This window comes from Bradymonas sediminis, assembly GCF_003258315.1.
Lineage (GTDB): Bacteria > Myxococcota_A > Bradymonadia > Bradymonadales > Bradymonadaceae > Bradymonas > Bradymonas sediminis.
This window is the reverse complement of sequence record NZ_CP030032.1, coordinates 1,116,020-1,128,802: the sequence shown is the minus strand read 5'-3', so window position 1 is coordinate 1,128,802 and position 12,783 is coordinate 1,116,020. Positions and strand designations below refer to the sequence as shown.

11 protein-coding genes are annotated in these 12,783 nt (G+C 59.8%); 8 read left to right on the top strand and 3 right to left on the bottom strand.

What is annotated here, in order from left to right:
* Window positions 1-23: 23 nt before the first annotated feature.
* A complete protein-coding gene (locus DN745_RS04250; RefSeq protein WP_111332471.1) occupies window positions 24-1,523 on the bottom strand; it encodes a DUF3943 domain-containing protein in 1,500 nt (499 codons plus the stop codon).
* A gap of 210 nt (window positions 1,524-1,733) precedes the next feature.
* On the opposite strand from DN745_RS04250, the gene DN745_RS04245 reads away from it, so the two are divergent.
* Window positions 1,734-2,573, top strand: coding sequence for an SIR2 family NAD-dependent protein deacylase (locus DN745_RS04245; RefSeq protein ID WP_111332469.1), 840 nt, complete (start codon window positions 1,734-1,736; stop codon window positions 2,571-2,573).
* Between the two features lie 73 nt (window positions 2,574-2,646).
* Here the strand turns inward: DN745_RS04245 and DN745_RS04240 are convergent, their stop codons facing one another.
* Window positions 2,647-3,942 (bottom strand): DUF3943 domain-containing protein, encoded by a 1,296-nt coding sequence (locus tag DN745_RS04240; RefSeq protein ID WP_133621753.1) that lies wholly within the window; start codon window positions 3,940-3,942, stop codon window positions 2,647-2,649.
* A 452-nt stretch (window positions 3,943-4,394) separates the two neighbouring features.
* On the opposite strand from DN745_RS04240, the gene DN745_RS04235 reads away from it, so the two are divergent.
* The 3 genes from DN745_RS04235 (at window position 4,395) to DN745_RS04225 (ending at window position 8,162) form a co-directional block, all read left to right on the top strand.
* Entirely contained in the window at window positions 4,395-5,345 is a 951-nt protein-coding gene (locus DN745_RS04235) for a hypothetical protein (RefSeq protein WP_133621752.1), read from the top strand.
* 224 nt (window positions 5,346-5,569) lie between these two features.
* Window positions 5,570-6,328, top strand: a complete 759-nt coding sequence (locus DN745_RS04230) for a hypothetical protein (protein ID WP_111332464.1) — start codon at window positions 5,570-5,572, stop codon at window positions 6,326-6,328.
* 280 nt (window positions 6,329-6,608) lie between these two features.
* Window positions 6,609-8,162 carry a hypothetical protein gene (locus DN745_RS04225; RefSeq protein WP_111332463.1) on the top strand — a complete coding sequence of 518 codons (1,554 nt, stop codon included), beginning with the start codon at window positions 6,609-6,611 and terminating at the stop codon, window positions 8,160-8,162.
* A 40-nt stretch (window positions 8,163-8,202) separates the two neighbouring features.
* Here the strand turns inward: DN745_RS04225 and DN745_RS04220 are convergent, their stop codons facing one another.
* Window positions 8,203-8,991: a hypothetical protein gene (locus DN745_RS04220; protein ID WP_111332461.1), complete on the bottom strand. Its 789-nt coding sequence runs from the start codon at window positions 8,989-8,991 to the stop codon at window positions 8,203-8,205.
* Between the two features lie 326 nt (window positions 8,992-9,317).
* Between DN745_RS04220 and DN745_RS04215 the strand changes: the two genes are divergently transcribed.
* The 4 genes from DN745_RS04215 to DN745_RS04200 all read left to right on the top strand — a co-directional run bounded on the left by DN745_RS04215 (window position 9,318) and on the right by DN745_RS04200 (window position 12,783).
* The gene (locus DN745_RS04215) at window positions 9,318-10,208 is read left to right on the top strand and encodes a hypothetical protein (RefSeq protein ID WP_111332459.1); all 891 of its coding nucleotides are present in this window, start codon (window positions 9,318-9,320) and stop codon (window positions 10,206-10,208) included.
* Window positions 10,209-10,423: 215 nt separating this feature from the next.
* Complete coding sequence (locus DN745_RS04210; protein WP_111332458.1) at window positions 10,424-10,900, top strand: GNAT family N-acetyltransferase; 477 nt, start codon at window positions 10,424-10,426, stop codon at window positions 10,898-10,900.
* A gap of 289 nt (window positions 10,901-11,189) precedes the next feature.
* Window positions 11,190-12,029 carry a hypothetical protein gene (locus DN745_RS04205; protein ID WP_111332456.1) on the top strand — a complete coding sequence of 280 codons (840 nt, stop codon included), beginning with the start codon at window positions 11,190-11,192 and terminating at the stop codon, window positions 12,027-12,029.
* Window positions 12,030-12,033: 4 nt separating this feature from the next.
* On the top strand, window positions 12,034-12,783 hold the full coding sequence (locus DN745_RS04200) for a hypothetical protein (RefSeq protein ID WP_111332454.1): 750 nt from the start codon (window positions 12,034-12,036) through the stop codon (window positions 12,781-12,783).

Sequence of the window (12,783 nt, the reverse complement as noted above, 5' to 3'; positions counted from 1 at the left end):
CTCATCCTGTCGCGACGCCCCACTTATAGCAACGCACCAAACCCGGAGCGCCAAAATATCTGAAGCTGCTGGGAGATATGGCTCGTCTGAACCTTGGGGTAATCCTGAGGCATGCCAATACGGTCATAAATCACGTTGCCGACCGCCAGCCCGAAGCCCGAATAAATCGGGAACTCCAACTCAGTCCGGAAAAGACCCGCGAATTCGTTGCCCTTGGCGCCGTGAATCGTGCGCACATAATAGCGGTTCGCGAAGAGGCGAAGCTGAAATAGGTCGGGCTTGGTGAGCATCACCGTGCCGCGACTAAAGCCGCCGGCGCCTAGATTATAATCCCGCTCCACCACCTCGGCATACGGCGAGTCGAAGCCGCCAAGCGCGATCACCTGAAGATCAAGCTGCGCATAGAGTTGAAGCGACCAGAACCCCAGGTCAAAGCGGCCGATCGCCGTCCCACCGACCGTAGAGGTCCCCACCATAAAGACCGGCGTTCGCTCATAATCAAAGCGCATTGAGGGGCCCACGACACAGTCATTCCCCTCGCCGCACCCAAAGCCCGTTCGCGCCAGCAGGCCGATGACCTCGAGCGAGGCCGCTTCCAATTTAGGATGCCGATAATGCATCGCCCCGCCCAACATAAACCAATCGAAGGGGCGAAACGGCCGACCATCATCCTCGAACTCGCCATAGACCACGCGCAAGCTCGACCCGATATTTCGAACACCTTCTTTGGCATCAACCGGGCGAAACCTATCAAAGCCCAGCGAAAGCCGAAGCGCCGCCGGACGCCGAACCGGCGGCAACCCGGAGCGCGTCGCGTCACCAGTCAGCAGGCGGTTAAACCCGAAGATCGGGCTAATCGCCAACGTCCCGGCTTCACGAATCACACGCTCAGAATCCTCGCTGGATTCATCGATCAGCAACGCGGCCAGGCGAAACAAGGCCTCGCCGACGATCACGCCGCCCACGCTGGTCGTAATCAGGTCGTTCACGGAGGGCAGCTCGGTCTCCATGAACATCTCCCACTGAAGACTGCCGAGAATCGTATACGGAATACTCTCCCAAAAGTTAAAGCCAGTGGCGCGCGCACCCGCGTGATAAAGCCCGCCCTGGTAGGGATGCCCAAATTGATTGGTCGGGAACGCGTCAGCGTCCCACTCCCACCCCTGGCGGAAATTTCGGGCGATGCTCGACGGCCCAATATAGGAATACGGCTTATCGAGAAACACCCGCGCCACACCCCAGAACATCCCATTTGTAAAAAGAATCCAGCCCACCGGTTTGATATAATCCCAGCCTTCGGGGTCCTCAAACTCCAGGGGGTCCTTGAGCGTCAGCGGCGCCTGCTCCGCGGGCTCGACCGCCTCAATCGGCTTCACCGACTCCTGGGCCAAAAGCGTCGAGGGCGCCGCGAAGGCGAGCATCAAAAGGAGAACCAGCGCCTGTCGAAGGCGTCGCGCGCTCGTGGGGAAGACACCTCTTGCTAATTCGCGATGCCGCGCATGATCCGTCGATAAATCAGTCATATATGGTATAGCGTTGAAGATGAGGCTTGGGTTGAAACGACACGGAAATGAAAATTCCGGGCGGGATGCGTCGCGGAATATTTAGACGACTCCCCGTAAATATCCAAGCCCACTATTAAAAATAGATAATTATCTTCACGACATAGCGGGTCGAGTGCGCAAGACTTATTCGATTTAACCCTCGAAAATATGAAAACCGGAGACCGAGACATGACCCAAATCCAACGTGCTGCCGAAGCCATCGCCGCCGCCGACGCGCTCTTTATTTCCGCCGGCGCGGGCATGGGCGTCGACTCGGGCCTGCCAGATTTTCGCGGCGACAAGGGTTTTTGGCGCGCCTATCCAGCCTTTCAAAAGCTCGGGCTGAACTTCGTTGATATGGCCAATCCGACCTGGTTTTCGCGCGACCCCGAATTAGCCTGGGGATTCTATGGCCACCGCCTCCACCTCTATCGCGACACCACGCCCCACGCAGGCTTCGCGCTGCTGCGAAAATGGGGGCGCGCCAAACCCGGCGGCCATTTCGTCTTCACCTCCAACGTAGATGGGCAATTTCAGGCGGCGGGTTTTGCCGAGGATAGAGTCGTGGAATGCCACGGATCGATACACCATCTTCAATGCACCGGCCCCTGTGACTTTCATATATGGTCAGCGGGCAGCGAAGCGCTCAACTTCGATCCGACGACCTTTCGCGCCGAAGCACCGATGCCGCGCTGCCCAGGCTGCGGCGCGCTGGCTCGCCCCAATATATTAATGTTCGGTGATGCTGGATTTGTCGGCGAGCGAAGCGACGCGCAGGAGGAGCGCTTGAGAAGTTGGCTCACGGGACTGGCCGGGGCGAACGCCGCCCCCAAACTGGCGATCATCGAATGCGGCGCAGGCACCGCCGTCCCCACCGTGCGCTGGCAATCCGAGCGACTCGCCCGCGCCTTCGACGCCCCGCTGATCCGCATCAACCCGCGCGAGGCGCACGGCCCCGGCGCCACCATCTCGGTCGACCTGGGCGCCGCGGATGCCCTGGCGAAAATCGACGCCATCTTAGGCGCATAAACCTCGGATGAATGATGCGCTGAGGACTTCGGAGACCGCGTTGGTTCCGGCAAAACTGCGAAGCGCGAATCCCCTATAGTTTCCAATAGAGGCGCAACTCCTGGGCGACATTCCAGCTCTCAACCCTCGGATAATCCTCGGAAACGCCGAGCCGATCGTAGAGGACAAGACCAACCGAAACCCCTAGCCCCCAATGTATCGGAACCTCGAGCTTCGCCCCGGTAATCCCAGCCCAATCGTGACTCGTCACGCCCTTCACGGTGCGGACATAATAGCGCGAACTATACCCGCGCAATTGAAACCATCCGGGCCGATCAAGCACCAACGCCGCCCGCCCGAATCCGCCAGACCCGAGGTTATAGGCGCGCCCGGTCGCCGACTCGACATAGGGCGAATCAAAGCCGCCCAGCGCGATCACCTCGAGGTCGAGCCCGGCGTAGAGCTTCAGCCCGCCCACCCCCAGGTCGAATCGCCCCAGGGCCAAGATGCCCGCCGACGAAGTCCCGACTTCAAACGCTGGGGTTTGATGATAGTCGTAGTGCATCGCCGGCCCCCAGACGCAGTCGTTGCCGCTGCCACACCCAAACCCCCAGCGCGCGAGCAACCCGCTGAGATCGAAGTCCGCTGCCTGAAAATCCGACGGCCGATAATTGACACCGCCGCGCATCGCGAACCAATCGAAGGGCGCAAACGGGCGCCCATCATCGACAAAATCCCCGTAGATGATGCCGACATCCAGGCCAAGATTGAGAACACCACCGCTGAGATCAGAGGAATTAAAATCATTAAAGCCGACCCCGAACTTTATGGATACTGGCTGCGTCCCCTCCATCTCACCCAGGCGCGCCGCGTCGCCCGACACAAGTCGCGCGATTCCATAAATAGGGCTAATCACCAGTGAACCGCCTTCGCGCGCGACCCGCTCGAACCCGCGACTCGACGGGTCTAGAAACGCCGACGACAGCCGAAATAGAACTTCCCCGAGCACCACCCCGCCCACCGACGTCGTCACCAGGTCGTTATAGGAAGGCGGCGTATTCTCCATGAAAAATTCCCACTGCAGACTCCCCAACACCGTATATGGAATCGCCCCCCAGAACCCAAAACCGACCGCCCGCGCCCCCGTCTGATAGCCCGCCCCCTGATAGGGATGCCCGAACTGGTTGACCCCAAACTCATCGGAATCCCAAACAAAACCCTGCTCGAAATTATTGATGATGCTCTGGGGACCGATATAGGAATAATCATTATTTAGAACATAGCGTGACCCCGCCCAATAGATCAGATTGAGGGCGAGCAGATTGCCGACGGGCTTGAGATAATCCCACCCTTCGGGCTTCTCCATCGCCAGCGGTTGAGAGAGGTCCAAGGTCTCCGCCGGCTCCAAAGGCGCCACCGCCGCCTGGCCCCACGCCGAGGCTGGCGCCCAAAGCAGCAGCAACAGCCACAAAATCCCACAAAGCGCCTTGCACCTCGCCGGCCCCCAAAATCGCGCAGAATGTCGCCGTTCACTCACCAAAGAGCCGCTCTTTTTTCTGAATATTTTATCTCTAAAAAGAGATCACAATAACCAAGAAACTGCGTCTGCGCAGAACTCGCAGCACCCCAAAAACTTCACGCTGATTTCGCTCGCGTGCCCCGCGGCGCGCATGAAAAACGGACAACCCGTGCCACAAAACTGCACACGACTCACCCCTCGGCTAGGACCTTGGAATTTTTCGGACTTTGGATCCATTATCGAAAGGTCATTTGCATCGAACATTGGCAGCCACGTTTTCTGGCTGATTCGTATCGCCTCGCTGGTCAACCCAATCCTCTCAAATGAGCCAACTCTTGCGCCTATTTACGATTGGTTTTTGCCTGCTCGCCCTCCTCCTCAGCGCCGGCTGTAAAGACTCCGCGCCCACCGAAAACGCGCCCGAAAACGCGCCGGTCGCAGCCCCTGACTCCGCCCAAACAAAATCAGCGCCGGCCCCAAAAACCGCGACACCACGGGCCGAATGGGTCACCGAACGCACTCAGGAAGCCCAGAAGCGCCTCGAAAAATCCCCAGCCGGCAAGCTGCTCTGGCGCTCGATTGAGGCTCACGGCGGCCTGCAAACCTGGTACGCCAACGGCCCCGTCTACTTCCGATTCAACTACCAACCCGTCGGCGACAAACCCGCCCGCGACACCTTCCAGACCATCGACACCTGGTCGGCCCGCGCCCGCCACCAACTCCCCGATGACAAAGATGTAGAGTTCGGCTGGGACGGCAAAGTCGCATGGGTCTCTCCGGCCGACGCCGACCCCAAAACCGACGCCCGCTTCTGGGCACTCACCCCCTATTATTTCATGGCCATGCCCTTCGTGCTGGCTGACCCGGGCGTAAACCTCGAAACCCAGGGCACCGCCGAGTTGCACGGACGCCCCCACGACGTCATCCGAGCCACCTTCGGCGACAACGTCGGCGACTCCCCCGACGATTATTATATCGTCTACCTCGACGCCGAAACCGGCCACCTGGGCGGCCTTCGCTATATCGTCAGCTACCCCGGATTCTTCCCCGAAGGCGACCACTCCCCCGAGAAGCTCATGGTCTACGAAGGCAAGCAAACCGTCGACGGCATCACCCTCGCCGAGCGCTACTCCACCTATCCCTGGGATGTCGAAAAATCCGAGCGCGGCGACCTCGCCACCAACACCACCCTCACCGACGTCGAGTTCCGCCCCGACACCTTGGACACGTTTTTTGCCCCGCCCGAGGGCGCAAAAATACTCGAAGAGAAGTGATACGACACCCACGCAAACCCGACGCGCCCCGCCAAACCCACGGCATTTCTCCTCCTCGGGGGAGATGTCGCGCAGTGACAGTGGCGGGCCCCGCCAACCCGCAACACCACCGCACCAACGCACCAACGCACACCAAAAACCGTTTGAATCGCGATCGCTGATTCCATAAACTCACCATCCCATCACCTAATAATACTTTACTAAATGATTGGACGGGATACCTAATGCGACGCCTTCAAGACACGCTCAACCGACCCTCGCTCGCCCTCACATTACTCTTGGCCGCCGCCATTCCTCTGAGCGCCTGCGCCGACCCCGATGAAATCCCCGCCGGCCAAGTCGTCGTGTGCTTCGCCGGACCGAGCGAAACACTCGCCGACCCCATGGGCGACCAGTTTATCAAAGGCCTTCAGGGAACAGTCGTTTTCGACAAACCCATCGAGGACACCCAGGTCGACCTCTATTGCCGAGAAACAGCCAAGCGTGTACTGCAGATCGACGTCGAGGGTGAACCGTGGAGCGTCGGATACGCAACCCAAGACCACCACGGCGCCGACGTCACCCCCGAAGTCGGGTTCGAAACCGGCCAACCGATCCACCTCGTCATGAGTCGCCGGCCCTACGCCGACCTCTATTACGCGTTCTCGGCGCGCGCCGAAAACGGCCTCTTCCTCGCGATGGACGACGGTCTCGGCACGCAATTGACCAATAACAACACCCTCGACTTCACCGTCTCCATGGGGAACGCCACCGGCGCCACCGAAGATGACTCTTGTGGAACCCGCGCCGCCCACGAACTCGTCTTCAAAAGCGAGGACACCGTGTCCATCGACGGCGGCGAGCGCAGCACGATAACTCTGAGCGACGGGACTGCTACGGTGATGAATATCGCCGCCTGGCGCTATGATGGCGATGTATGCATGGAACCGTGGGGCCCAAACTCCATCCAGGCCTGGGTGGCCTGGCGCGCCGCGCCGCTCTAAGCCAACGAGCTCAGAGATCGCCTGCACCACCACCGCAAGCAAACTTAAGAACCAACAATATCAACTGCCGAGCGCCACACCTTTGGCGCTCGAGAGCGCGCCCCGAGGAACACTCTAGGCGACTTCAGTACATACAAACGGCACCAATATGCGACCCGACAACGACACACACACACACACACACACACACACACACACCGAAACGCAACGCAACGCAAAACAAAACAAAACAAAACAAAACAAAACCAAGTTAGCTCTACTCTGGGGCACGACCGCCCTATTGGCCGCTTGGCTCCTCTACCGACTCTATATTCTAATCGGCAATGCTTGGACTTTCACAACCGATGACGCCTATATCACCCTGCGCTACGCACGAAATATGGCCGCCGGCAAGGGATTGATGTGGAACCCCGGTGACTTTCCGGTCGAGGGCTATTCAAATTTTTTATACGTTCTGATCGGCGCGGCGAGTTATAAATCAGGATTGGACCCGGTCTTCGTGGTAAAATTGGTGGGCGTAGCATCCCTGGTGCTGACGTGTATGCTCACATTTGCAATCGCCCGACGCTGGGTCGGCCCACTGGGCGCTCTTCTTCCAACCGCACTACTCACCGGCTACCGCGGAACCACACTCTGGGCAGTCAGCGGCATGGAGACCGCGCTCTATTTATGCCTGGGCCTCACCGCGATCTGGTTATTTATGGTGGGCTGCGAATCCGCCCAGATTGGCATTCGCCCCCCCCGCGCCGAGTCCGACCCGGATGCGCCCCGATGGACATTAGCGCAGCGTCATGACTCGTCGGTATTCTTCGCGCTATGCGGCGGCGCACTCTTCTTAGCCGCACTCACACGCCTCGAAGGCCCCATCTTCGGAATCATTGTCCTCGGCTCGCTCGTCGCGGTCGGCGCGACGCGACTTCTCAAAAACAGAGCCGGCGCAACCGAAAACCTCAAACCCATCGTTCAGGCCATCACCGTATTAACTGGGACCTTCGTGCTCCCCTACACCGTCTATTTCGCATGGCGATGGCAATATTTCGGCCGCTTCTTACCCAACACCTATTATTGCAAAGCTAACGCCCCGGGCAGCCCATGGACGCTGCTTGGCTGGTATTGGGACGACGCATTTTTGCTGGTCCTCCTGGCCCTTGTATTTCCCTGGCGCAAAATAGATATCCGCGCCACCGCGCTCTTCGCGCTGGTACTCGCCTATGCCGTGTTGCTCTACGGCGCCGATACGATCGTTGCATACGAGATGCGCCTGGCGATGGTTGCATTCGCCGCCCTGAGCATCCTCGCAAGCGTCTCCGCGCTGAGTTGGGTCAAACACGCGTGGGGAGCCATCCCGACCCGCGCAGCCGCCCTCTTATTTCTGTTCACCGTATTGATCTGGCAGGGCGAACTCCCCAACGAGAATAAATATCTAAAAGACTATAGCGCCAAATATGCCAAGCGTATGGCGCTGCGGGCCGAACTCGGCAAGTGGGTCGACGCGCGACTGGGACCCGAGGATTGGTTTGTTATTGGCGACGCCGGCATCGCCCCCTTCCACACAGACGCCCAAATCGCCGACCCATTTTGTCTCAACAGTTGGCGCTACACCAGCGACGAGATGGACAAGGATATGTCGATCTATGTCAATTGGGTCATCACGCTCAAACCTAAGATGATCGCCGTCCACAGCAAGAGCAACCGCACACTAAAGCCGCGCCGCGAATACGGCTTCTACCCCAAGCTCGTCGCCGACCCTCGCTTTGAGGCGAACTACAAACTCACCAAAAAGTTCAGCCCTGGAAGCGGTGAGTTTCACTATTGGATCTACACGCGGCAATGACACCTGCGCGCGGGCGACCCACCCGCGCGACCCTCATGCATCACCCTCCGATGCAGCGCCCATCATAGCAGGACTCGTTCATGCCGCAGTTGACCAGGCTGCAGTCGGTCGGCACACAGATCTTCTCCTGGATGCAGCGCGTCGAACCTTCACACTCTTCTTCCCAGGCGTTCGGATCGCATGCCGGGTAGCATTCGCCTCGGTAGCACTGCGATCCCGCCTCGCAAACAACGCCCTCGCAGGGGGCCTGGCATTTGCCCTCGACGCACGAAAGATATCCCTTCAATTGAAGGCACTCATTATTGCTCACACAACGGGGCTGGCACTCCCCGCCAAAACAAAACTCATCTTCCCCGCAGCTCACCGCCTCGCACGAATCCACACACGCGCCGTCGGTACACGCAAAGACCGCGGTCTCGCCGCAGTCCCCAGCGGTCGCGCACGCGCGCACGCACGCCCCATGATAACACGTCTCACCTGCGCGCGAGCACCCGCTCACCTCGCACGAAACCGGCGCGCACACACCCTCTTCGCACACACCGCTCTCGCAATCCTGAGCGACCGCGCAGCCCAGCCCCTGGGAGCACGCGGGGCACTCCCCGCCCCCGCAATCCACGCCCGTCTCGCTGCCATTTTTAACACCATCCTCACAGGTCGCCTGCGGGCTCGAATCCGCCTCCGCATCACCCACCGGCGACACATCCGACTGCGCGTCGCCGACTCCAGAGTCCGCGCCCGAGTCGCTGCACCCCGACCCCATCGCCAGGCCGAAGGCGATGCACAAAATACCGATAATTTTTGCCAACAGAGCCTGTTTTGAATTCGACATATACTTTAACCGCTTCAGATAAGAACTTAGTTATTCACGCATAGATAAGAACCACATGAATAGCCAACTTTTGTCGAGTTCGCCACCTTAATGACTGCGGCGAACCGACACCCTGTCTCCCAGATACAACGCCACCATCAAGCTCTGCGAGCACCCACGCCGACATGCTCCCTCTGCCAGAACTAGCAGGTGACAAAAGATCGTCGCCCGGCATATTATCTCTTTTATAGGAGCCCATGACGCAGTTCGCCCGCTGACGAAGCCGCCTCTCGGCCACGATTCGACACGATTTTATTAATTTAATTTCTCACCACCAAGGCCCTTCAATGATCCCCAAACGCCCCCTATTGACGCTCTCAACGCCCAGCCTTACCCGCCTGGCAATCACCGCATCCGCCGCCGCGACGCTCTTGCTGGCGAGCTGCACCTCGACGCCCGACTCCCCGGCCGAAGCCACCCAAGCGTTGACCACCGAGCAAAGCGCAGCCCAAAACAACAACGCCATCCTCGCCAAGCTGGCAACCCGCGCGTGGGTCGACCTCATGGACTCTCAGGATAATTGTGAACGACCGTTTGACTATTTTCCGGGCGGCGGCATGCTCTCGACCTATTGCCATCTGATGGAATTCGCCACCTTCGACCAGGTCGAAACCATCTGGGGAAAACCCATCTTCCTAAAAGGCCCGCACCAGAACGGCCAACTTTCCCACGACTCCAAGACCAGCTTCGGCCACTACGACCCCGACTTCGTTCGCGGCATCGCCAACTGGGCCATCCCCGCCGCCCAAAACGAGGCATTCAAGCAGGCCACCCACAACACCTATCTCAACGGACTTCAGCCCCTCGCCCGCACCTATTGGGCCACCTATCAAAAGCTAAAGGCGAACCCCGACTATTGGAAGGCCCAACAAGCCGAGGTTAACGAGCACCTCAAGGGCGCGGGCATGCCAGACTATTATTATGAAAAATACTTCGTCTTCATGAACCCCGAATTCATCGACAACCGCGACGCCCCCATTGAGTACTTCTATGACCGCGGCTTCGACGGCAACTTCGACGGCAATGTCGTCAAATCCGCAGTAGGCTTCTGGATTCGCCGCGGAATCGACGGCACCGCCGAAGACTTCGCCCAAGGCCTCAGCCAACTCCTAGAGGTCTACGACCCAACATTCTTGGACGACCACACGCCATCTTCCGATCCGGCGCCACCGGCATAAGCCCGCGTCGACATTCCTACCGACATGAGCAAACAGCCCGCGCGTCCCACGCGCGGGCTCTATTAATTCACCACCAGGAACAAAACCCGGGCAACCGCCGTTGACTCCAAGACACGCCCGCAGATCGCCAGCGTGACCTCATTTATCGCAGTTCATCCCCATCTTGACGGCCGCACTCCAACCGCGCCCTACATCCCGAAAACAGTGTAAAAAAAATGCTCATCTCCAACATCACTCCCGCCGATCTTCCCCAGGTCGACCGCATCCAACGACTCGCCTACGGCCCCGAACTCATTGAGTCCATCGACGCCCTAAACAGTCGACTCCAGCTCGCCCCGGACTTTGCCTTCGCCGCCCGCGAGCAACCCGATTGCCTCGGCTACCTCTTCGCCCACCCCTGGCCCGCAGACCAGAGCCCCGGCCTCAACCATATTATCAAAACCCTCCCGCCAAACGCCGACGCCATCCACCTGCACGATATGGCCGTCGACCCAAATTATGGCGGCCGCGGCATCGGCCGCTCACTGCTCAACACCCTCCTCGACGCCGCCGACGCCGCCGGCTACGCCCAGGTCACCCTGGTCGCCGTCCAGGGCGCCGACACCTTCTGGACGAAGATGGGATTTGAGGCCCTGCGCCCCGCCGAAGGCTACGACGACAGCGCCATCCTAATGCGCTTCAATTTGAGATAACCCCCTGCCTTCATCACCCACAATAAAGGCCCCGTCGACTCAGTCGACGGGGCCTTTGTGTAGCAGACATCATGCGCCCAGCTTCATTCGCTCCTCAATGCTTATGAGCCGCGTCCTGCCACGTCGCTGTCAACTCATAGGCACGCTCAATTTAGAGCACCAGCAGCCACGGCTGCGACAATCTGCCCCATTGCACTCCAAACCCCAATGACTATGATGCTCGGCCATCGGCGACCTCGACGCTCAAGCCGCCACTTCAGCCACTCCACCGCAACACCACCGCCGCCCCATGAACACACGCACAACAATCATCCTCACCGCCCTGCTCATTCTCCTCGCCGCATGCAATGAGCCCACCGAGGCCCCCCGCGTCGAACTTCCCGTTGTCGTCGACGCCGGCGGACTCAAGGCCGTCACCACCGACCTCGGCTACCAAATCGAGGTCACCGATGCCCGCATGGCCTTCAAGAACCTCGCCTTCACCATCGCTGGTGAACTTCACACCAACGAGACCCACGCCCACTCGGTCTGGCAGACGCTCTCGCGCGCATTGCTCCCCACCGCCCACGCACACCCCGGCCACTTCGGCGGCGGTGAGGTCACCGGAGAACTCCCCGGCGAATTCGTCGTCGACTTCTTCGAAGACGACGGCCAACAACTCGGCCTCGCCACCCTCCTCGCAGGCACCTACCGAGGCGCAAACTTCACCTTCGCCCGCGCCTCCGAAGAGCACCTCGACCCCGACGATCCCCTGGCCGGCCACACCGCGATCATCTCGGGTACCGCAACTCGCAACGGCACCTCCACCTCATTCACTATCGTCCTGGACTCCCACGACAACCGCGACCTCATCGGCGCCCCCCTCACGCGCGCCGACGGCACGTCGACCGGCTTCCAGGCGCATATCGACGAACACGCCACCGGCAGCCTGGCCATACAGCTGCTCACCGAAGATCCCGTCGAACTTGACACTATCTTTGACGGAATCGACTTCGACAGACTACAGACCAATCCCGACGGACTCGCCAACCTTGGCCCACAGAGCCTGGACGACTCCGCCGACGCATACAATTTATTTCGCCGCACCTTTCAATTAGCTGAACACTATATTGTCTATTACCAAGAGTAGTCCCATGAACACCAAAACACTCCTTATCTTCCTCGCCCTCTCCCTGAGCCTCGCCGCCATCACCGCCTGCGGCGACGACGACGACAATACCAACGTCGAAGAGGGAACCCTCACCGTGAAGGTCTACGGCGAAGAGTTTATCGAAGACGGCATCCCCGCCGACCAGATGGACGACGGCTGGGCCGTCAGCTTCGACCACTTCGTCGTCAGCATCGACCAGGTCAACGTCGGCGGCGTCGCCATCCCCACCCCGGATCCCATCGACATCGTCGGTCAGACCAGCGGAAGCGGCCACACACTCGCAACCGCCAGCGTCCCCGTCGGCACCCATGACAAGCCAAGCTACGCCATCACCCGCATCAAATTAGCCGGCACCGCCACCAAGGGCGACGTCACCAAAGCCTTCGACTTCAAATTCGAAGAGACCACCCATTACGCCGACTGCGAGACCTCCACGACCGTCGAAGACGACGCCAACGCCACCTTCGAGATCACCGTCCACGCCGACCATCTCTTCGCCGACAGCCTCGTCTCCGAGACCCCGCGCCTCGTCTTCCAAGCCCTCGCCGACGCCGACGCGGATGATGACGGCAATATCACCCAGGCCGAACTCGAAGCCGCAGACCTCGGCAGCTACGACCCCGGCAGCCAGGGCGGCATCGATAACCTCTGGGCCTTCCTCAGCGCCCAGAGCCAATCGGTCGGCCACGTCGACGGCGAAGGCCACTGCCACGCCCACACCTCGCCAAATTAA